Source organism: Pseudomonas sp. NPDC089422 (assembly GCF_044749405.1).
Classification (GTDB): Bacteria; Pseudomonadota; Gammaproteobacteria; order Pseudomonadales; family Pseudomonadaceae; genus Aquipseudomonas.
Genome location: NZ_JBIVHW010000005.1, coordinates 325799 through 346199, shown reverse-complemented (window position 1 = coordinate 346199; position 20401 = coordinate 325799). Strand labels below are relative to the sequence as shown.

Genomic DNA, 20401 nt, shown 5'->3' with positions numbered 1-20401 from the left:
GCAACGTGGCCATGCCTGTCAGGCCATGGTTGTCAGCCGGTTGGCAAGACTCAAGCCATGCGCCAAGGCAGGCGACCATGGCGTTACAGGTTCGGCACGTTGCAACAAATGTAGGAGCGGATTTATCCGCGATGCGCCGCGCGGGCGGCGCTCGATTTATGCATCCACCAAAAACTCAAGGCAGGCAACTGTTAGCCTTGACCTTATCTTTCGGAGAACACATCGCTGATTACTAATCCCAATAAAAAAGCCCCTTGGCGCATCACGCCAGGGGGCTTTTTCATACCGTCAGCTTCAGAAGTCGGCTTTGAGCGTCACCGTGTAGTTGCGTGGTTCACCATACACGTTGCTCGCGTTCAACCAACCGATGGAAGAGTAATACTTCTTGTCGAACAGGTTGTTGCCGTTGAGGGCGACGCTGAAGTTCTGGTTGATCTGGTACGCCACGCGGGCGTTCCAGATGGCATAGCCAGCCTGTTCGATCTTGTCGATGCCGTTGGTACCGCCCTGGTTGGTGTTGTGGTTCTTGCTCTGGATGTTGGCGCCGGCACCGACGGTCCACTGGTTCAGCTCGCCAGGCAGGTTGTAGTCACCCCAGAAGCGCAGCAGGTGGCGTGGGGTGTAGCTGTTGAAGGTGGCGCCGGAAGCCGTGCTGCCATCCCCCGGGTCGTTGAGAAACTTGGTCGAGGTGTAGGTGTAGCCGGCAAACAGTTGCAGGCCGGCCAGCACTTCGCCGCTGATTTCCGCATCGAAGCCCTCGGCGCGCACCTTGCCGCCGGCCACGTAGCAGTTGGTTTCACCGTCTTGCCCGCACTGCGAGGCATAGTCGTACTGGGCGCGGTTTTCCTGGTCGACGCGGAACACCGCGAAGCTGGTGTTGACGCGGCCATCCATCAGCTCGCCCTTCAGGCCGATCTCATAGTTGGAGCCTTCGATCGGCTTGAGTGGGGCGAGGTCCGAAGTCAGTTCGGTCTGCGGCTTGAAGATGTCGGCGTAGCTGACATAGGCCGACCACTGATCGTTCAGCGCGTAGATGAAGCCACCGTACGGGGTGACTTCGCCGGTTTCCTTCGCGTGCGAAGGGTCTGGCGAAGTGGTGGTGAAACGCGTCAGTTCATAGTCGTACTGGTAGTTGCTGACGCGCGCGCCCAGTACCAGGGTCAGCGGCTCGGCCAGCTTGTAGCGCACCACGCTGTACACGCCGTTCTGGCGGATCTTGGCCTTGGAGACGCCGGCATAGGTGGTGTTGAGCATTTCATCCAGGCTCGGTTCGCGCGGCGAGACCGGGTCGTAGATGTTCATCGGGCCTAGGTTGAGCAGGCCGCCTTGCAGGTCGTCGGTGCGCAGGTCGCTGGCGTTGGCACCCACCACCACCTCGTGCTCCAGGCCAAAGGCGCGCCATTTGCCGGTGAGGTTGATGTCGGCGCCCTGGTTGATGTTCTCGAAGTCGTACAGGTAGGCGCGCGACTGCATGCCGCTACCGGTTGCCGGGTCGACGGCGCCACGGCCGAAGCTGTAGAAAATGTCGTTGGTCTCGCGGATGTAGCTGCCGGAGGCCTTCAGGCGCCAGTCTTCGTTGAAGTCGTGGGTGATGTCGGCGAAGTAGGTGGTCTGCTTGTTGTTCCACTTGTTCCAGTCGGCACCGGTGAAGGTGGAGCGGCTGACGTTTACCGCGCTGCCATCCTTGTTGCGCGGCAGGCCACCGAAGTAGGGCGTCGAGTGCAGGTCTTCGACGCTGGCGCCGGCGGCGACCGTGGTGGCGTCGCTGAGGTCGTATTCGAGAATCCCGTACAGCACGTTCTTGCGGCTTTCCGCCGTGTCATAGAAGTAGTCGCGGTCTTCATGGCCGGCGACCAGGCGCCCGCGCAGCCGGCCGTCGGCGGTCAGCGGGCCGCTGGCATCGACGGTCTGGCGATAGGTGTCCCAGGAGCCGGCGCTGGCCGTGACCGACAGCGAAGGTACGGCCTTCGGGCGCTTGCGCACCAGGTTGATGGCCGCACCCGGGTTGCCGCTGCCTTGCAGCAGGCCGTTGGCGCCACGCAGGATCTCGACGCGATCGTACAGCAGGGTATCGGAGGTGAAGCTGCTACCGATGCCGTAATAGCGGCGGTCCAGCGGCACGCCGTCGTACTGGATGGTCTCCACCTCGAAACCGCGCGAGTAGATGTACTTGCCGCCGGACGGGCTCTGGTAGGTGGTGATGCCGGTGGTCTTTTCCAGCACCTGGTCAAGTGTGTCGAGGCGCTGGTCGTCCATCGCCTTGCGGGTGACCACGCTGACCGACTGCGGGATGTCCTTGAGGCGGTGGGTGCCCTTGCCGATGGTCACCGCGTTGGACGTGTAGCTCCCCGAGTCCTCGGTGGTGGCATCGAACTGGCGCCCGTTGATGTTGACCGGGGCCAGGTTCAGGGCGGACCCGTCAGTCGGGCCGCTGAGGGTGATGGTATGGCCGTCGAGCTGGTAGGTCAGGCCACTGTCGCGCAGCAGCAGGCGCAGGGCCTGCTCTGGCTCCATGTTGCCCCTGACCGCAGGCGCAGGGGTGTTGTGCACGGCGTCCGGGCTGTACAGCAGTTGCAGGTTGGCCTGTTTGGCCAGGGTATTGAGTGCCCCCACCAGCCCTTGCGAAGGGATATCCAGCGCGACCGGCTCGGCTTGCGCTGCCATGGACGCTGCCAGCGCACAGGCCAGCAGCGACGGAGGGAGGATGGCCAGTGTTTTCCTGCGAACCGCCCGGGCGAGCGGCGAAACCGTGGTAATGGTCATGCGGATACTCAAGTGTTAGCAGATATATTGGTTATGAGATTTATTTGCATTTATGTGACGTACCAGCGCCGCAGAACCGGAAAAATCAATGTGAAAATTCTGTGATTTCTTCTTCGACCCGCTTGCCATCGCGCAGACGCAGCAGGTGATCGGCGATGTCGAAGTAGCGGTCGTCGTGGCTGATGACGATGATGGTCTTGCCCAGGCGCTTCAGTTCCGGCAGCAACTCGGTGTAGAAAATGCGCCGGAAGGTCGGGTCCTGGTCGGCGGCCCATTCGTCGAACACCAGCACCGGGCGCTTCTCCAGCCAGGCGTTGACCAGCGCCAGGCGCTTGCGCTGGCCGGTGGACAGGTCGGTGGTGGTGAAGGCGCCATCGCGGATCTGCACCTTGTGGGCGATCTCCAGGCGCTGCAGGTACTTGCCGGCGTCCTCGGGCAAGGCCTGGCCGTCCTGCAGCAGGTCATCGAACAAGTAGTAGTCGGCGAACACCGTGGTGAACAGCTGGCGGTAGTCGTCACGGTTGCTGGCGGTGACGGCCTGGCCGTCCAGCACGATCTCGCCTTCATGGGGGGCGTACAGGCCCAGCAGCAACTTGATCAGTGTGGTCTTGCCGCAACCGTTCTCGCCGACGATGAACAGGATGTCGCCTTGCTCGACACGCAGGTTGATCGGCCCCAGGGCAAAGGGCGCGGCACCGTCCACCGGCGGGAAGGCAAAGCGCACATTGCGCAGTTCGAGGCTGCGGATCTGCCGGTCGGGGACTTCAGGGGCATCGAGCAGCAGGTGCGGTTCGGGTGACGAGAACTGGGTCGATAGCTCGGCAATGCGGCGGAAGGCGATCTGTGCGCGGCTGACGATGGGCAGGGTCGACACCAGGTGCTCCAGTGGCCCTTTCATGAACAGCAGCACCAGCACGAAACCGCTGGTGACCTTGGGGTCGGTGATCAGTTCGGCCTGCTGCAGGGCCAGCACCAGGCCGATGACCACGAAGAACAGCATCGAGCCCAGGCTCTTGGCGACCACGAAGATGTTGATCGAGCGGATGTGGGTGTCGCGGATGAAGTTGGCCGTGCGGCTGATGCGCTCGTCGAACATGCGCTGGCGACGCGGGCGGCTGATGCGCAGCTCCTTGGCCCCGGAGGCGACACCGCTGTAGTGCCGCTGCATTTCGTCTTCCGCCTCGCGGGCGGCATGGAAGCCGCGGATACCGCGCACGCGGGCGATGTACTGCACGGCCGTGCCGAGCAGGATGGCGCAGGCGGTAATCAGGAACATCGGCCAGGACAGCTGGGCCAGGTAGCCAAGGCAACCCAGAGTCACCGACAGGGAAATGGCCAGGGGGGCGAAGGCGAAGGCGAAGTCGCTGATGGTGTCGACGTCGTGGGTCAGCACCGGGATCAGGCGGTGGCTGCGGTAGCGCTCGATCTGCTCGATGGGCGCGCTGAGCACCTTTTCGCCGAGGTCACGGCGTAACCTGGCGATCACATGCTGGCCGACATAGTTGGTGCCGATGTCCGAGGCGATGGAGGCGCACAGGGCGAGCAGGCAGATACCGGCGAACGCCAGTACCACGCCCCAGGTGATGGCGCCGGGGGCGTGCAGCAGGTTGTTGATGTTGGCGAGCAGCAAGGTGATGCACAGGCCGCCGACGATCCCCAGCACGACGGCCAGGGCGACGATCAGTCGGTAAGGCTTGAGCAGGCCGAGGAGTTCGCGGAGTGCGCCAGGGGTCGATCGGTTCATGGTGAGTTCCTGGTGGGTACGCGGATGCGGTTTCGGCGCTGCGCGCGGCGAGCACCGTATGGGCGGGTTGCCCAGTGAAAAGACGTGTGAGGAGGGCTGTGATTTAGCCGGCCCGGGCCGTGCGCCCGGGCCAGTCGGGTACCGCATGCGGTACCGCGCAGAGGGGTGTCGCTCAGAGCTCGCGGGCTACCCGGAAGCCCAGCCAGTCACCGCGCACATAGGGCTCGCGGTAGTTGCGGTTGCCGGAGCGGGAGAACACCGGCGCTTCGCTGTAGTCGTTGCCGCGGATGTGGTTGTACTCGCACTGGGCTTCCATCCACGCACTGCCATCGGCGGGGGCGCCGACATAGTTGTCGTGCCGGCAGTCGGCGACCCATTCGTAGACGTTGCCATGCATGTCGTACAGGCCGAAGGCGTTGGCCGGGAAGCTGCCGGCGGGCGAGGTGTAGTTGTAGCCGTCGGCGGCGCCATAGGTGTTGGCATGCTGGGCGATGCTGTACTCCTTGCCTTCATCGAAGGGGAACGGGAACGGGCCGCTGGTGCCTGCGCGAGCACCGTATTCGCGCTCGGCTTCGCTGAGCATGCGGTAGTGCTTGCCAGTCTTCTTCGACAGCCAGGCGATGTAGGCCTTCACCTCGTCGTAACTGATGCACACCGCCGGTTGCTCGGGGCCTTGCGGGTAGCTGGGCTTGCCGTTGGTGCAACGGCGGCCGGGGCGATCGTCGCCGTCGGGGAGGGTGACCTTGGCTTCGCGCTGCCAGGCCTGCAGTTGTTTGGCCTGCACCTGGAACTGGCTGATGGCGAAAGGCTTGGCGAAGGTCACGGTGTGCATCGGGCCTTCGTCCGGCTGGCGGCCGACTTCGTCATCGGGTACGCCCATGGTGAAACTGCCGGCGGGCAATACGACCATCTGCGGGCAATCCTTGCAGTCCTTGAACGTCTTGCCAGGTGCGTGCGCGTCGGCGGCAAAGGCCGGGGCGCTGGCGAGCAGGGCGGCCACCAGGGCCAGGGGCTTGAACATGTGCATGGCGGTTCTCTTGAAAGGCGAAAGGTCAGGCGAGTTGCGGGGCGAGGATGGCCATCACCCGGTCGATCTCGGCTTCGTCGTTGAGCAGGCTCGGGGCCAGGCGCACCACCGGGCCGACGTCACGGTCCACGGCGTCGCTGATCACCTTGTTGGTCATCAGGTGGCGGGCGACGGCATCGCAATCGCGGCCCGCGACGCGGAAGAAGGTGAAGCCTGCGGAAAGCTGGCTGCTGCGTGGCGTCACCATTTGCACCTTGGGGTGCTCGGCGAGGCGCTGCTTGAGGTAGTCGTTGAGCTGGTGCACGCGCGCCTGGACATCGGCCTTGCCCAGTTGCAGGTGCAGTTCGAACGCCTTGCCCAGGGCCAGGCGATGGTCGAAGGCGTGGTAGCCACCGGGAGTCATCAAGGTGCCGAAGTTCTCGCCCTTGGTGAAGGTCGGCAGGCTGGGCACCAGGTACGGTTGTGGCTTTTCTTCGCGGGCGATGATCACACCCGTGCCCCGTGGGCCGAACAGCCACTTGTGGGTGCCGGCGATGAAGTAGTCGCAGTTGAAGTCGGCGAAGGTCACGTCCTCAATGCCGAAGCCGTGCACGCCGTCGACCACGTAGATGATCCGGTCCTGCTCGTCGCGGTTCTGGTTGAAGGTTTTCACCAGTTCGCCGACTTCGCGGATCGGCAGCTTGACGCCGCTGCCGGACTGCACCCAGGTCATGCCCAGAACACGGGTTTCGGGGCGGATGGCCTGGCGGATATTGCCGAGCATTTCATCCACCGAGGCCAGCTGCGGCTCCTTGAACAGCTTCACGCGGCGCACCTGGGTGCCCATCAACCGCTCGCGGTAGGCCAGGCGGGTGTTGGTGGAATAGTGCTCGTGGGCGCTGACCAGGATCTCCTTGCCAGGCGCCACCTGCAGGCCACCGTAGATCATCGACAAGCCTTCGGTGGTGCTGCCGGTCAGGGCTACCTGGCCTGGTTGCACGCCGAAGTAGCGACCGGCCCAGGCGCGCACGTCGTTTTCATGGCCCCAGAGTTCCTCGCGGTCCCAGTCGACCATTTCGCCCGGGTTCTGGTCCAGCCGCGCGCGGAAGCGGGCGATGGCCTCGCTGACCACGCGGGGGTGGGAGGCCAGCAGGAAATTGCAGAAGTGCAGGTAGGCCGGGTCCAGGTCGAACTGCTGGCGCAAAGCTTGCCATTTGCCCTGGCCGGGTTTTGCCACCGGTGTGGCCGCCAGTGCCGATGGGGCAAAGCCACCCGCCAGGGGCAGAGCGGCGGCGAGCAGGCCAGCCTGCTTGAGAAAGCTGCGACGGTCGTTCATCAGCCACGCTCCGCTTGAGCGTTGGCACCGGGCTTGGCCAGGCGCTGCACCTCTTCCCACACCCGCAGGAAGTTGCCGCCCCACAGCTTGGCGATGTCGGCGTCGGAGTAGCCGCGCTGGATCAGCTCGGCGGTGACATTGCGCGACTCGCCGACGTTCATCCAGCCGGTAACGCCGCCCCCGTCGTTGAAGTCGGAGGCGATGCCGACGTGGTCGATGCCGATCTTGCGCACGGTGTAGTCGATGGCGTCGACCATGTCCTTGACCGTGGCGCGGGGCTCTTCGTCGAGGATGGCGTAGAGCGCGCTGGCGTACTCGCCGAACTTCTTCTCGGGCCAGATGGAGATGATCGCGTCACCCGGCATCAGGGCGTTGGCCAGGCCGTTCAGCGGCTGCAGGTCGAAGCGCTTGCGCAGGGCATTGAGCTTGTCCAGGGTGCCCTGGCTCAGGGGCTTGAGGTAGGCCGGGAAGCCCACTACCTGAACCACGCCGCCGCTGTGCTTGATCGCTTGCAGCTCGTGGTCGCTGAGGTTGCGCGGAATGTCCACCAGCGCACGCGGGGCGGAGTGGGAGGCGACCATCGGCGCGCGGCTCAGGCGGGCGACGTCTTCCAGGGCCAGGGTGGACATCTGCGACACGTCGATGATCACGCCAAGGTCGTTGAGCCGGCCAACGGCCTGCTCACCCAGCGGCGACAGGCCACCGAGGGCGTCGGGGGTGTCGTTGAGGAACGGCAGCGGGCGCGAGGAGTCGGCCCAGGCGTTGTTGCCCACGTAGCTGAAGCCGAACATGCGCATGCCGCGGGCGGCCCAGGTGTTCAGGGCATCGAGGTCGTGGCCCAGCGGGTAGGCATTGAGCATGCTGAGGAAGATCGCGAACTTGCCTTCGCCGTGCAGGCGGCGCAAATCGGCAGGGGTGTAGGCGATGGCGACCTGGTTGGGGTAATCGCGAACCATGCCGGTGAGGATCTTGTAGCGCATCTCCTGCTGCTGGCGCGCTTCATCGACGAAGGCGGCGGTCGGGCGATGGGGCGCGTTCGGGCCATTCCAGATTTCCGGCCAGCCGAAGATCGTCAGTGCCGCGCCGGAGAGGCGACCGCGGCCGGCCTTGACCAGGTCGAACTGGCCGCTGCCATCCTTGTCGGCCTCCTTGCCTTCGGTGCCGAAGTTCAACGGCACGGTGATGTGGCTGTCGAAGGAGATGATGCGCTCCTGCAGTTCTTCGGCATGTTTCATCACCTCACGCGGGTAACCGGCCGGCAGGTAGATGAAGAAGTACCAGGCTGCGGCACCCGCGAGCGCGAGGATCAGCGCCAGGGCAGCGAGGAAGGGGGCCTTGCGCAAGCGTGTCGTGTTCATTGCCATCCCGTTGGTTGCAGGGTCGATGCGGTTGCGGCAGCCGCGATCACGGGGCTTGCCTGTCACGGAGGGACGAGCGCGGCAGCGGGAAATTTAACGGCGTGCTGCCGGTAAATTTGCCGCGCGGCATCTCGTTCTAGCTCGATAGGCGTGGCTGACACGGATACGGATGTGGCGATGAGGTTTTCCAGGCGTGGGTTCATGGTGGGGCTGGCGGTTGCCGGCGCGGCGGGTTCGGCAGCGTGGTATGCGCGCCAGCCGCGCGACCACGACGAGAAACTCGGCAAAGATGAAGTGCAGACCCCCGGCGAAGCCACGGTAGAGGCTGCCGCAGGGACTGGCGTGCGCATCGCCGACAAGCTGCGCGGCATCTGGGACCTGCGTTTCAGTGGCGCCGAGGCCGGCCTGGACGGCCTGGCGCTGCAGGGCGTGCAGATGCTGCTTGATGTCGGCCCGACTGGCCGCTCGCTACGCGGCTTCATCGACGCGGCTGGGCGCCTGCGTGGCAATGATCAGCCGCGCTACCGGGTGCTCGGCGAACTGGTCGCCGCCGATGCCAGCAAGGTCCGCTGGCGCCTGGTGCCGGCCGGGGCATCAGCACCGAGCCATGAGCTGGAGGCGACGCTCGATGAGGTCTGGGCTGGCTGGGGCAACGCTGGCGCGGGCACCCTGACCGGGCGCATTCGCCGCCTTGACCGGTCCCTGCTGAGTACTGAGCCGGACAACCACTTCGTCGCCAGCAAGCGCGCCTTCCCCGAGGCGCGCCAGGTCACGCCGCTGGCGCCGGCGTTGATGACCTGGCTGAATTCCCCCGAGCACCGTCTGTTCCACCAGGTGTGGCATGCCACCCGGGACAAGTGGCACCGCCTGGACGACGATAAGCGTGATGCCCTGCGCGGAGCCGGCTGGCAACCCGGCCCGCGTGACGCCGAGCGGGGGGCACGTGGGCGGCGCAAACACCTTAATGGCTCCGGCGAAGACTTCTTCTTCATGCACCGGCACATGCTGGGGCATGCCCGCAGTCTTCAGCCAGACCTGCCCAACTGGGCGCAACTGCCGCTGCCGTCACCGCAACTCGAGTACGACCGGCTGGGGTTCATCCGCTATCAGGAAAACCATGACGGCAACTCGGTGCCGCCGGCCTGGGTCGCGGCCAATGATGAAGAGCTGAGCCAGTGGCTGCATGGCATCAAGGCGGCGGAAACCTTCTTCAGCAATTTCCAGGTCTGGGAGTCGCAGTACCAGGACCCGGATTACCTCAGCCGCCTGACCTTGGGGCAGTTCGGTTCGGAGGTTGAACTGAACATCCATGACTGGCTGCACATGCGCTGGGCGACCGTCACCCGCGACCCCTCCAACGGCGCGCCGGTGATGGGCGATCGCAACCAGACGGACTATGCGGCGCGCTGGTTCCGGGAGGAAAACGACTTTCTCGGCGACCCGTTTTCGTCCCATGTGAACCCTGTGTTCTGGCGCTTTCATGGCTGGATCGACGACCGCATCGAGGACTGGTACCGGGCCCACGAGCGCGCCCACCCAGGTGAAGTGCAGCGGCGTGAGGTCAATGGCGTGTCGTGGTTTGCGCCGGGGCGTTGGGTGCAGGTTGGCGACCCTTGGCTTGGGCCGATGACCCATGGCTGTGGGGGGATTTCCGATGCCGGAGGTGGTGCTGGGGAGATGGAGGTTGAGGCGATGAAGCTGGCGTTGCGTATTGCCTTCAGCGGCGAGCGGGATGTGGGCGAGTTGCTGCGGCGGACGCCGCGCAGGCCTTGGTATGCGCGGCATATGAGGTTGCCGGAGAGGTCGGTTTAGGTTGCGTGATGGCTTGCAGGTGCTCGCCATGACAGGTTCAGCGCCTGTTGTGGCAGGCGCATGGCAGCCCTCACACAACCCTCACGCCGTTACTTGCAGTTCCCCGCCTTGCGATACCCCGCCGCCTGCGCTTCGGCCTCGCTGCCAAACGCCACCTGGTTCTTCTGCGAAACCTGGCTATACCCCGGGCACCCGCTGGCCAGGTGATACACATGGCTATTGCGGTTACCAACCACCGCACCGCTTGCCGCGGTACTGGCCAGCGTCGGCTTGGCCGCCTCTTTCACTGCGGTAGCCGGCACCACAGCCGCACCCTGCGGCGTATACCCCAGCGCCCACTTGCGCTCACCGGTCACGAACGGGTTGTTGTGCCCCATGATCGCGGCAATGCGCTGATCACGCTGCTTCTCCCAGGCCGTCACCGGGTGCTGCTTGTCCCAGGCCATCAGCACCTGTTGCTGCTGGCGCGACATGTTCAGCTTGTAGCGATCGAACATGTAGAACGTGGTGCGTGCCACCAGCCCCTTCACCTCGTCGCGCGGTTCGGCGGTTTTCTGCTGGAAGTCGATCTTGGTGGTGCACTGGCCGTACTGCGGCGCAACGCCGGATACCATGCCGTAGTTGAAGTTGCTGCGGTCACCGTTCACTTCGCCCACGGACGGGTAGAGGTTGAACAGGTCGGCTTCCATGGCGCGGAAGGTCGGGTCGCTGTCGACGCACTGCTCACGCCCGCCGTTCTGCCAGCATTGGCGCTGGTGGCCGAAGGTCCAGGCCGGGACGATGTGTTCCCACTCGGTACGCTCGGCGCGGGTCTGCAGCTTGCGGGTTTCATAACCACAGGATTTCAGGTCGACCCGGCCACCGGACTTGCCGACCCAGGTCCACTTGCAACCACAGTACAACTCGCCCATGGCGCTGTTGCCCTGGTCGAGGTAGATCTTCTGTTTGGCAACCACCTTGGCTTCGGTGAAGGTGGCGGGTGGGGTGGCGAAGGCAGCGGGGATGGCGGCGAAGGCGAGGGCGACGGCGCAAAGCAGTTTCTTCATGAAATACGTCTTAGGCTTACAAAAAAACGCGATTATACGGCTTGAGCGATTCGATAGAAGAGATGAAAGGCTTGCGCTTGAGCGCTGCGGCGCTATCGTTTGCGGGTCAGGATCTAGTCGAGCGAATCGCCATGCAAATTGCCCCGTCGCCTCTTAACGAGGCAGCCCGCCTGTGTTTCCTCGAGAGCCTGAATATCCTCGATACCCCGGCCGAGGAAACGTTCGACCGCATCACCCGCTTGGCCAGTGTGCTGCTTGATGTGCCCATGGCCCTGGTGTCGCTGGTCGACATGAACCGCCAGTGGTTCAAGTCGCGCCAGGGCGTGGATGTTGCCGAAACCACGCGCGATGTGGCGTTCTGTGCCCATGCCCTACATGCCGAAGACATTCTGGTGATCCCGGATGCCTGCGCCGATCCGCGATTCGAGGACAACCCGCTGGTGACCGGTGGGCCGCGCATCCGCTTCTATGCCGGCGTGCCGCTGCGCTTTGCCGGCGAGCTGACCGTGGGCACCCTGTGCGTGCTGGACACCCGGCCCCGCCAGGTGTCGGAAACCGAGTTGGCGCACCTGCGCGACCTGGCGCGGATCGTCGAGCGCGAGATGCTCCACCGCAGCCTGGCCATCGACTCGGGCAGCGCGGTGCAGCAGGCGGAGCAGGGTGCCCTGGTGTCCTCCGAGGCGCGCTTCCACCGGGTGTTCGACAACAGCCCGACGAGCAAGGCCCTGGTCGGCCTTGACGGGCGCATCCTCGAGCCAAACCGCGAATTCTGCCAGCTGCTGGGCAGGGCCAAGGAGTGGCTGGTGCTGACCCGGCTGGGCGAGCTGATCGAACCGCAGGACCTGGCCAAACTGGACGAGCCTTGGCAACAGATCGTTGCCGGCGAGCAGGATTCGCTGGTCATCGAAGTACGGCTGGTCACCCCCGGCAATGGCGCACTGTGGAGCGAACTGAGCGTGTCGGCGCTGCGCAACGAGCGCGGCGTTACCGAGCAACTGGTCGTGTTCGTGCGTGACGTCAGCGAACGCAAGCGCCGCCAGCAGCAACTGCAGCGCTACCAGGCGACCCTGGAGCAGCAGGTGGCGCAGCGCACCGAAGAGCTGGCACGCAGCCAGGAAACCCTGCAGGCCATCGCCGACAATATCCCGGTGCTGATCGCGCAGATCGGCACCAACCTCGAATACCGCTTCAACAATGCCGTGTACCGGCAGATCTTCGGCGTCGAGCCGATCCAGCTCAAAGGCCGCAAGGTGCAGGATGTGCTGCCGGCGGACGTGTACCAGCAGCTGCTGCCTTGCTTCCACAAGGCATTGGCCGGCGAGCGGGTGGAGGCTGACAACGTGCGTTACAGCCCCGACGACTCGCGGATCTGGCACGCGTCCTATGTACCGGATATCCGCAACGGCAAGGTGGAGGGCTTTTTCGTCATGTCGCTGGACGTGACCGAACGCAAGCGCAAGGAAAAGACCCTGCTCGACCAGGCCACGCTCGACCCGCTGACCGGGTTGCCCAACCGCGCGGCATTGCATGAAGAGCTGGATTTCGCCCTGCAGCAGCGGGCTGCGTTTGCCTTGTTCTTCATCGACCTGGATGGCTTCAAGCAAGTCAACGACCAGCATGGCCATGAGGCGGGTGATGCCGTGTTGCAGGCTGCTGCGGGGCGCATGCTGGCGATCATGCGCGCTGATGACACGGTGGCCAGGCTGGCCGGTGACGAGTTCGTGGTCATCGCCCAGGCCGTGGCCAACCAGGCGTCAGCCCGGGATATCGCGCGCAAGCTGTGCGATGTGCTGTCGGCGCCGATCGCCGTGGAGGGGGGTGAGGTGGCTGTGGGGGCCAGTATCGGGGTTTATCTGAATTTGTCCGGGCATGATCCGCAAAGTGCCGAGGAGGCTTTGGCGTTGGCGGACAAGGCAATGTATGAGGCCAAGCGAGGGGGGCGGAACAGGTTCAGTCTGGTGGGGGATTGAGGGGGATCGCCTGAAGAGGGCATCAGGGCCTCCATGTGCCTGCCACAACATTTTCAGCGCCTATGAGATCGAGCGCCGCCCGCGCGGCGCATCGCAGGCAAGCCTGCTCCTACATCTGTTTCGGGCCAGTCAAGCCTGTTCCATTGGCGCGCGTACCCTTGGTGCATGACTCAATTTCGCGACGTACACACAAGGGACCGCGCGCCAGGGCCTCAGGAATAATTGGCCCGAAACAAATGTAGGAGCAGGCTTGCCTGCGATGCGCCGCGCGGGCGGCGCTCGATCTCATAGGCGCTGAATGTGTTGTGGCGAACACCTGCCCGCCTCAACGCCATCCTCAGCCAATCACACCCCCAAATACTGCAACCCCCACAACACCCCCATACCCACCGCCAGGGTCAGCAGCGTGCTGCGCGTGCGCCAGGCGACCAGCCCGGCCACGATCGCCGCCGGTATCTGCGGGTTGCTCCAGTCGATACCCGGTTGCCCGGCCTTGAACACCACGGCCGGCAGCACCAGCGCCGCCAACACACTGGCCGGCACATACACCAGCGCACGGCGCAACATCGGCGGAATGCGCAACGCGCCGTAGAATTCGATGAACGACAGCCGTATCGCAAAAGTGCCCAGGCCGATCAGGGCGAAGGTGATCCATGGAGTCATGTCGTTCATGGCGCCTCCGCTGCCACGGCTGCGCCCTTGCGCAATTGCTCGATGCTCAGCCCGCTGATCACGCCGCCCAGCGAGGCGACCAGCAGGCCGAGGTTGTAGGGCAGGTCGTGTGCCAGCACGGCCAGCACACCGCCAACCACTGCGGCGCCCAGCATCGCCGGGTTACGGATACCCGGCACCAGCAGTGCCAGGAACGACAGGGGAATGGCAAAGCCCAGCGACCAGGACTCAGGTATGCCGGTACCCAGGTACACGCCGGCCAGCACCGCCAGGTTCCAGCCGAACCACATCGGCAAGGCGGTGCCCAGGTAATAGGGGAAGGCAAATCGACCGAGGCCGCCGGCGCCGAATTTCAGGCTGCACAGGGCGAACGACTGGTCGGAAAGCAGGAAGGACAACGGCCAGCTCTTGCGCCGTGGCAGGTCGCTCAAATGCGGGGCCAGCGCGGCGCTGTACATCAGGAAGCGCAGGTTGATCACCAGGGCGGTGACCACCATGGTCAGCGGCAGCGCGCCGCTCTGCATCAGTTGCAGTACCACCATCTGCGCGGAACCGGAATAGAACAGCAAGGTCATGCCCATCGCGTCGAGCGGCGACATGCCGATGCCGATGGCCGTCACCCCGGTGATCAGGCCGAAGGGCACCATGCCAGTCATCAGTGGCAGAACCGCGCGGACACCCTCGGTGAATGCGTGCATCGCGCTTTTGTAATGCATGGGCGTTCCTTGGAAATTCATCAGGCTCGCTCAAGGTAAAGCCCGTACAGCTTGGTCACAACGCAGATTTCTGGAATATTAGGCCTAAAAAAACTAGGCCTGAAACCATGTCACTCGATTCGCCCACCCGGCACACCCTGCAGCTCAATGCCCTGCGCGCGTTCGAAGCCTCGGCGCGGCTCGGCGGTTTTGCCCGGGCTGCGCAAGAACTGAAGGTCACGCCGGGGGCGATTGCGGCGTTGATCAAGACCCTGGAAACCCAGTACGGCGCAGCCCTGTTCGAGCGCCATGCCAAGGGCGTGCGCCTGACCCCGCTGGGCGAGAGCGTGAAGACGCAGTTCACCGAGGCCTTCGATGCGGTGGAGGAGGCTGCCCGTACCTTGCGTCGGCTGGCCGCGCCGCAGCGGGTGCATATCGTGACCTCGCCGGCATTGGCGCAGCTGTGGATCGGGCCGCGGCTGCCGCGCCTGACCGAAATGCTCGCACCCATCGAGGTATCCGTGACGGCGGTCGATGAGCCGCCCAACCTCAAGCGCAGCCCGTTCGACCTTTGCCTGTTCTACGTCGAGCAGCTCGAGCGCGGCCAGCGCAAGCTGGCCGATGAAGACATCCTGCCGGTGTGCAGCCCCGCGCTGGCCGCGCAGATCACCGCGCCGGCAGACCTGGCCAGTGCGCGCTGCATCAAGGATGTCGGTTGGCAGGACTGGGATGTATGGTCGGCGGCGATCATGCCTGAACAGCACTTCGTGGCCCGCGGCCCCGGTTTTTCCCTTTATTCGATTGCCGTGCAGCAAGCCTTGCTGGGCGCCGGCGTGCTGATCGGGCGCAGGAGCCTCATCCAGCCGTACCTCGACAGTGGCGAACTGGTCGCGCCCCTGGCCCGCTCGGTGCCGTTGGGGCTGACCATCGCGGCATGGCGCTTGCCGGGTGCCACGGGCAACCCACGCGTGGCGGCGGTGGAAGAGGCCTTGAAACGGCTGGCCTGAGGTGTGGTCAACGTTGCGCTGGCTCGGTTTGCGCTGTCTGCCCGTCACTTGCTAGCCGTGCAGGCCACAAAAATAGGACGTTCGGGCTATTCCGGTCGTTGGCCGCCAGGCATAAGCTTGCCTGTCAGAGGAAGCAAGTTGCCGCCTGCGGCAATCACAAGCACTGTGGGCAGCACCTTAATGAGGGCGCAGTTGCTGGACACCAGGGAGAGCGTCCATGAGTCAGGAAGCAATGCCGGCACCTGCCGGCTTCAGTGAGCAACAATTGGCCACGCTGTTCGCGTTGGTCAGTGATGGTATCTGGGACTGGAATGCCAATACCGGTTACGTCTACCGCAACCCAGGCTGGTACGCCATGCTCGGCTACGAAAGCCATTCCATGGCCAACACCGTACTGACCTGGGAAAGCGTGATCCACCCCGAGGACTACCCGCGGGTGATGGCGCACTTCGAGGCCTATATCAACCAGCGCAACGAGCGCTATCTGATCGAGTACCGCTGCCGTTGCCACGATGGCAGTTACCTGTGGGTCGAGGACAGCGGTCATGTCATCGATCGCAACGAGGATGGTTCGGTGGCACGCATGCTCGGTGCCCACCGCAATATCGATGCTGGCAAGCGCCTGGTGGCGCAGCTCGAGCAGAAAAACCATTCGCTGGAAGCCCAGGTGGCCGAACGTACCCGCGAACTTTCCTGGGTCAACCAGCAACTGCAGCGCCAGCTGGACGAGAACTGCATCCTCGCCGAGCGCGATGCCTTGACGCGCATTGCCAATCGCTACCGGCTGGAGAAGACCTTGCAGCAGGAATGCGAACGGGCCCAGCGCTTTCGTCAGCCGTTGGCGCTGATCGCCATGGACCTGGATGATTTCAAGCCGATCAATGATCGATATGGTCACGCCCGTGGCGATGCGGCATTGATCCGGGTGGTCGAGAACCTGAACACCAGCCTGCGTGAACTCGACCTGCTGGCACGCTGGGGCGGCGACGAGTTCGTCATGGTGCTGCCGCAGACCACACTGGGCGAGGCGCTCGAACTGGCGGGGCAGTTGCGCCAAGTGATGGAGCGGCTCGAACCGGTAGGTGAGTGCTGGCTGACCATGAGTTATGGCGTGGTGCAATGGCAGGAAGGGGAGGGCCAGGAAGATCTGTTGGCCCGGGCTGACAAGGCCTTGTACCGGGCCAAGGATGCAGGCAAGAACATGATTTCCGAGTGAAGCGCGGTATTTGTAGGAACGGCCTTGCCGGCGCCCCGGCAAGGCCGCTCCTACAGGTCAGATATGCAGTGCGTGGCCCAGTGCCCGGAGCGCGGCTTCCTGCACCGCCTCGCCCAGGGTCGGATGGGCATGAATGGTCCCGGCCACATCCTCCAGCCGTGCGCCCATCTCCAGCGACTGGGCAAATGCCGTGGACAGTTCCGAAACCGCCACGCCCACCGCTTGCCAGCCGACGATCAGGTGATTGTCACGCCGCGCCACCACGCGCACGAAACCGCTTTTCGATTCCAGGCTCATGGCCCGGCCGTTGGCGGCGAACGGGAATTGCGCGACGATGCAGTCCAGCCCTTGCTGGCTGGCTTGCTCCGGCGTCTTGCCCGCTACCACGACTTCCGGATCGGTGAAGCACACCGCGGCAATCGCGGCGGGTTCGAAACGCCGGGTGTTGCCAGCAATGATTTCGGCAACCATCTCGCCCTGTGCCATGGCGCGGTGGGCGAGCATCGGTTCGCCGGCCACGTCACCGATGGCCCAGACGTTGCGCATGCTGGTCTGGCAGCGCTCGTCAATGGCGATGGCGGCGCCGTCCATCTTCAGGTCCAGGCATTCCAGGTTGAAGCCTCTGGTCCGTGGCCGACGGCCCACGGCCACCAGCACCCGGTCGGCTTCCAGACGCAGTTGCCCGCCTTGGCCATCGCTGGCCAGCAGGCAGCCGTTCTCGTAGCCTTCGACGCTGTGCCCCAGGTGCAGGGCGATGCCCAGTTTCTTCAGCGATTCGGCCACGGGTGCGGTCAGTTCGCTGTCATAGGTCGGCAAAATACGCTCGCGTGCTTCCACCACGCTGACCTGCGCCCCCAGCTTGCGATAGGCGATGCCCAGTTCCAGGCCGATGTAACCGCCGCCCACCACCACCAGGTGCTTGGGCAGGGCCTTGGGTGCCAGGGCTTCGGTGGAGGAGATGATCGGCCCGCCGAGCGGCAGCATCGGCAGTTCGACGCTGTGCGAGCCGGTGGCCAGCAGCAGGTGCTCGCAGCGGATGCGCTGGCCGTCGACCTCGACCTGCTTGCCGTCGAGGATTTTCGCCCAGCCGTGGATGACCTTGACCCCATGCTTTTTCAGCAAGGCGGCCACGCCGGTGGTCAGGCGGTCGACGATGCCGTCTTTCCAGGCGACGCTCTGGCCGATGTCCAGGCGTGGGCTATCGACGCTGATGCCCAGTGGTGACTGCCCGGCAAAGCATGCGGTCTGGTGGAACTGCTCGGCCACATGGATCAGTGCCTTGGACGGGATGCAGCCGATGTTCAGGCAGGTGCCGCCCAGGGCCTGGCCTTCGACCAGCACGGTTGGGATGCCCAGTTGCCCGGCGCGGATGGCGGCCACGTAGCCGCCGGGGCCGCCGCCGATGATCAGCAGGGTGGTGTCGATGATCGGGGACATGCTCACTCCAGGAACAGACAGGCAGGTTGTTCGAGCAGGCCACGCACGGCCTGGATGAACTGCGCGGCATCCATGCCATCGACCACCCGGTGGTCGAACGAGCTGGACAGGTTCATCATCTTGCGCACGACGATCTGGCCGTCGATCACTACGGGGCGCTCGACGATGCGGTTGACGCCGACGATCGCCACTTCCGGGGTGTTGACCACCGGGGTGCTGACGATGCCGCCGAGGGCGCCGAGGCTGGTCAGGGTGATGGTCGAGCCGCTCAGTTCTTCACGGCTGGCCTTGTTGCTCCGTGCGGCGTTGGCCAAGCGCGCGATCTCGCCGGCGTTGGCCCACAGGCTGGCCGCTTCGGCATGGCGCAGTACCGGCACCATCAGGCCGTTGTCACCCTGGGTAGCGATGCCCACATGCACCGCACCGTGGCGGGTGATGACCTGGGCTTCGTCGTCGTAGGTGGCGTTGATCTGCGGGAAGTCGCGCAAGGCCACCACCAGGGCACGGACCAGGAACGGCAGCAGGGTCAGCTTGCCGCGCGTGTCACCGTGCTTGGCATTGAGCTGCTGGCGCAGGGCCTCCACGGCGGTGACGTCGATCTCTTCCACGTAGCTGAAGTGCGCGACACGGCGCTTGGCGTCCTGCATGCGCTGGGCGATCTTGCGGCGCAGGCCGATCACTTGCACCTGCTCGCTGTCGGTGCGCTTGGCATAGCCGCTCGGCGCCTGGCCGGCAGCGCTGTGCGGCTTGCTCATGAAGGCGTCGAGGTCTTCGTGCAGGATGCGCCCGGCCGGGCCGCTGCCATGCACATAGCGCAGCTCGATGCCGGCATCCAGGGCACGCTTGCGCACCGCCGGCGAGGCCAGCGGCTTGTCGCCCGGCTGGCGCGGCACGATCGCGGCTTCGACGTGATGCTCGGGTGCCTGCAAGGCTGCCGGCGGTGGCGCTTTCGCTTCCGGCTTGGGTGCAGCAGGTACAACGGGCGCGCTGTGCGCTTCCACAGGTTTCGCCTGCGGCACATCCACATGGTTGCCGCTGCCTTCCACTTCGATGCGGATCAGCTCGCTGCCGACCGCCATCACTTCACCTGGCTGGCCACCCAGGGCCAGCACCTTGCCGCTGACCGGAGACGGGATTTCCACGGTGGCCTTGTCGGTCATGACATCGGCCACCACCTGGTCCTCGGCGATCACGTCGCCGACCTTGACGAACCATTCCACCAACTCGACCTGCGCGATGCCTTCGCCAATGTCCGGCATCTTGATGACGTGCGTGCCCATTCAGACCTCCATGACCCGTTTCAATGCCGCGCCTACCCGCGAAGGGCCTGGGAAGTAAGCCCATTCCTGTGCGTGGGGGTAGGGGGTGTCCCAGCCGGTGACGCGCTCGATCGGTGCCTCGAGGTGGTGGAAGCAGTGCTCCTGCACCAGCGACACCAGTTCGGCGCCGAAGCCGCAGGTGCGGGTGGCTTCATGCACGACCACGCAGCGGCCGGTCTTCTTCACCGACTCGACGATGGTCTCCAGGTCCAGCGGCCAGAGGCTGCGCAGGTCGATGACTTCGGCATCGACGCCGCTTTCCTCGGCAGCCACCTGGGCCACGTAGACGGTGGTGCCGTAGGTCAGCACGGTGACATCGTTGCCCGGGCGGGTGATCGCCGCCTTGTCCAGCGGCACTGTGTAGTAGCCGTCCGGTACCGCACTTTGCGGGTGTTTCGACCAAGGGGTGACAGGGCGGTCGTGGTGGCCGTCGAACGGGCCGTTGTACAGGCGCTTGGGCTCGAGGAAGATCACCGGGTCGTCGCATTCGATCGAGGCGATCAGCAAGCCTTTGGCGTCATACGGGTTGGACGGCATCACCGTGCGCAAGCCGCAGACCTGGGTGAACATCGCCTCCGGGCTCTGGCTGTGGGTCTGGCCACCGTAGATGCCGCCGCCGCAGGGCATGCGCAGGGTCAGCGGGGCGATGAACTCGCCGGCCGAGCGGTAGCGCAGGCGGGCCATTTCCGAGACGATCTGGTCGGACGCCGGGTAGAAGTAGTCGGCGAACTGGATCTCCACCACCGGGCGCAGGCCGTAGGCGCCCATGCCCACGGCGGTGCCGACGATGCCGCTTTCCGAAATCGGGGCGTCGAACACCCGCGACTTGCCGTACTTGGCCTGCAGGCCCTCGGTGCAACGGAACACGCCGCCGAAGTAACCGACGTCCTGACCGTAGATCACCACATTGTCGTCGCGCTCGAGCATGACATCCATGGCCGAGCGCAGGGCCTGGATCATGGTCAGTGTGCTGGTGGCCATGGCGGTTTCCGGGTTGATGCTGTTGTTGTGATCGTTCAT

15 protein-coding genes are annotated in these 20401 nt (G+C 64.8%); 4 read left to right on the top strand and 11 right to left on the bottom strand.

Going from position 1 to position 20401, the window contains the following annotated elements; all coding sequences use genetic code 11:
• Positions 1-294: 294 nt before the first annotated feature.
• From ACIPZ8_RS12245 to pvdM, 5 genes are all read right to left on the bottom strand, one after another.
• Positions 295-2763 carry a TonB-dependent siderophore receptor gene (locus ACIPZ8_RS12245; RefSeq protein WP_400723148.1) on the bottom strand — a complete coding sequence of 823 codons (2469 nt, stop codon included), beginning with the start codon at positions 2761-2763 and terminating at the stop codon, positions 295-297.
• Positions 2764-2848: 85 nt separating this feature from the next.
• Positions 2849-4507 (bottom strand): cyclic peptide export ABC transporter, encoded by a 1659-nt coding sequence (locus tag ACIPZ8_RS12240; RefSeq protein WP_400723145.1) that lies wholly within the window; start codon positions 4505-4507, stop codon positions 2849-2851.
• 172 nt (positions 4508-4679) lie between these two features.
• On the bottom strand, positions 4680-5534 hold the full coding sequence (locus ACIPZ8_RS12235; protein ID WP_400723142.1) for a formylglycine-generating enzyme family protein: 855 nt from the start codon (positions 5532-5534) through the stop codon (positions 4680-4682).
• A gap of 25 nt (positions 5535-5559) precedes the next feature.
• Positions 5560-6849, bottom strand: a complete 1290-nt coding sequence (gene pvdN, locus ACIPZ8_RS12230) for a pyoverdine-tailoring periplasmic protein PvdN (RefSeq protein ID WP_400723140.1) — start codon at positions 6847-6849, stop codon at positions 5560-5562.
• Positions 6849-8207, bottom strand: a complete 1359-nt coding sequence (gene pvdM, locus ACIPZ8_RS12225) for a pyoverdine-tailoring dipeptidase-like protein PvdM (protein ID WP_400723138.1) — start codon at positions 8205-8207, stop codon at positions 6849-6851. Before pvdM ends, pvdN begins: the two co-directional genes overlap by 1 nt.
• 177 nt (positions 8208-8384) lie before the next feature.
• Between pvdM and ACIPZ8_RS12220 the strand changes: the two genes are divergently transcribed.
• Positions 8385-10019 carry a twin-arginine translocation signal domain-containing protein gene (locus tag ACIPZ8_RS12220; RefSeq protein WP_400723136.1) on the top strand — a complete coding sequence of 545 codons (1635 nt, stop codon included), beginning with the start codon at positions 8385-8387 and terminating at the stop codon, positions 10017-10019.
• Positions 10020-10108: 89 nt separating this feature from the next.
• Here the strand turns inward: ACIPZ8_RS12220 and ACIPZ8_RS12215 are convergent, their stop codons facing one another.
• Positions 10109-11065, bottom strand: a complete 957-nt coding sequence (locus ACIPZ8_RS12215; protein ID WP_400723134.1) for an endonuclease — start codon at positions 11063-11065, stop codon at positions 10109-10111.
• A gap of 131 nt (positions 11066-11196) precedes the next feature.
• On the opposite strand from ACIPZ8_RS12215, the gene ACIPZ8_RS12210 reads away from it, so the two are divergent.
• Positions 11197-13035, top strand: a complete 1839-nt coding sequence (locus ACIPZ8_RS12210) for a diguanylate cyclase domain-containing protein (protein ID WP_400723132.1) — start codon at positions 11197-11199, stop codon at positions 13033-13035.
• Positions 13036-13380: 345 nt separating this feature from the next.
• Here ACIPZ8_RS12210 and ACIPZ8_RS12205 read toward each other — a convergent pair whose 3' ends face one another.
• Both ACIPZ8_RS12205 and ACIPZ8_RS12200 read right to left on the bottom strand, forming a co-directional pair.
• Complete coding sequence (locus ACIPZ8_RS12205; protein ID WP_400723130.1) at positions 13381-13707, bottom strand: AzlD domain-containing protein; 327 nt, start codon at positions 13705-13707, stop codon at positions 13381-13383.
• Positions 13704-14423, bottom strand: coding sequence for an AzlC family ABC transporter permease (locus ACIPZ8_RS12200; RefSeq protein WP_400723128.1), 720 nt, complete (start codon positions 14421-14423; stop codon positions 13704-13706). The genes ACIPZ8_RS12205 and ACIPZ8_RS12200 overlap by 4 nt, the downstream gene beginning before the upstream one ends.
• A gap of 107 nt (positions 14424-14530) precedes the next feature.
• On the opposite strand from ACIPZ8_RS12200, the gene ACIPZ8_RS12195 reads away from it, so the two are divergent.
• Both ACIPZ8_RS12195 and ACIPZ8_RS12190 read left to right on the top strand, forming a co-directional pair.
• Positions 14531-15409, top strand: coding sequence for a LysR family transcriptional regulator (locus ACIPZ8_RS12195; RefSeq protein ID WP_400723127.1), 879 nt, complete (start codon positions 14531-14533; stop codon positions 15407-15409).
• 217 nt (positions 15410-15626) lie between these two features.
• The gene (locus ACIPZ8_RS12190; protein WP_400723125.1) at positions 15627-16625 is read left to right on the top strand and encodes a diguanylate cyclase domain-containing protein; all 999 of its coding nucleotides are present in this window, start codon (positions 15627-15629) and stop codon (positions 16623-16625) included.
• A 57-nt stretch (positions 16626-16682) separates the two neighbouring features.
• On the opposite strand, the gene lpdA is transcribed toward ACIPZ8_RS12190, so the two are convergent.
• The 3 genes from lpdA to ACIPZ8_RS12175 are packed head-to-tail and all read right to left on the bottom strand — an operon-like array spanning position 16683 to position 20401.
• Positions 16683-18062, bottom strand: a complete 1380-nt coding sequence (gene lpdA / locus ACIPZ8_RS12185; protein WP_400723123.1) for a dihydrolipoyl dehydrogenase — start codon at positions 18060-18062, stop codon at positions 16683-16685.
• Positions 18063-18064: 2 nt separating this feature from the next.
• Positions 18065-19342: a dihydrolipoamide acetyltransferase family protein gene (locus tag ACIPZ8_RS12180; protein ID WP_400723120.1), complete on the bottom strand. Its 1278-nt coding sequence runs from the start codon at positions 19340-19342 to the stop codon at positions 18065-18067.
• Positions 19343-20401: an alpha-ketoacid dehydrogenase subunit beta gene (locus ACIPZ8_RS12175; RefSeq protein ID WP_103446456.1), complete on the bottom strand. Its 1059-nt coding sequence runs from the start codon at positions 20399-20401 to the stop codon at positions 19343-19345.

Excerpts from the sequence above, each read along its gene's own strand:
- ACIPZ8_RS12240 (WP_400723145.1), bottom strand. The coding sequence starts at position 4,507 with ATGAACCGATCGACCCCTGGCGCACTCCGCGAACTCCTCGGCCTGCTC.
- ACIPZ8_RS12235 (WP_400723142.1), bottom strand. The coding sequence starts at position 5,534 with ATGCACATGTTCAAGCCCCTGGCCCTGGTGGCCGCCCTGCTCGCCAGC.
- lpdA (WP_400723123.1), bottom strand. The coding sequence starts at position 18,062 with ATGTCCCCGATCATCGACACCACCCTGCTGATCATCGGCGGCGGCCCC.
- pvdN (WP_400723140.1), bottom strand. The coding sequence starts at position 6,849 with ATGAACGACCGTCGCAGCTTTCTCAAGCAGGCTGGCCTGCTCGCCGCC.
- ACIPZ8_RS12215 (WP_400723134.1), bottom strand. The coding sequence starts at position 11,065 with ATGAAGAAACTGCTTTGCGCCGTCGCCCTCGCCTTCGCCGCCATCCCC.
- ACIPZ8_RS12245 (WP_400723148.1), bottom strand. The coding sequence starts at position 2,763 with ATGACCATTACCACGGTTTCGCCGCTCGCCCGGGCGGTTCGCAGGAAA.
- ACIPZ8_RS12205 (WP_400723130.1), bottom strand. The coding sequence starts at position 13,707 with ATGAACGACATGACTCCATGGATCACCTTCGCCCTGATCGGCCTGGGC.
- ACIPZ8_RS12190 (WP_400723125.1), top strand. The coding sequence starts at position 15,627 with ATGAGTCAGGAAGCAATGCCGGCACCTGCCGGCTTCAGTGAGCAACAA.
- pvdM (WP_400723138.1), bottom strand. The coding sequence starts at position 8,207 with ATGAACACGACACGCTTGCGCAAGGCCCCCTTCCTCGCTGCCCTGGCG.
- ACIPZ8_RS12210 (WP_400723132.1), top strand. The coding sequence starts at position 11,197 with ATGCAAATTGCCCCGTCGCCTCTTAACGAGGCAGCCCGCCTGTGTTTC.
- ACIPZ8_RS12200 (WP_400723128.1), bottom strand. The coding sequence starts at position 14,423 with ATGCATTACAAAAGCGCGATGCACGCATTCACCGAGGGTGTCCGCGCG.
- ACIPZ8_RS12220 (WP_400723136.1), top strand. The coding sequence starts at position 8,385 with ATGAGGTTTTCCAGGCGTGGGTTCATGGTGGGGCTGGCGGTTGCCGGC.
- ACIPZ8_RS12175 (WP_103446456.1), bottom strand. The coding sequence starts at position 20,401 with ATGAACGATCACAACAACAGCATCAACCCGGAAACCGCCATGGCCACC.
- ACIPZ8_RS12195 (WP_400723127.1), top strand. The coding sequence starts at position 14,531 with ATGTCACTCGATTCGCCCACCCGGCACACCCTGCAGCTCAATGCCCTG.
- ACIPZ8_RS12180 (WP_400723120.1), bottom strand. The coding sequence starts at position 19,342 with ATGGGCACGCACGTCATCAAGATGCCGGACATTGGCGAAGGCATCGCG.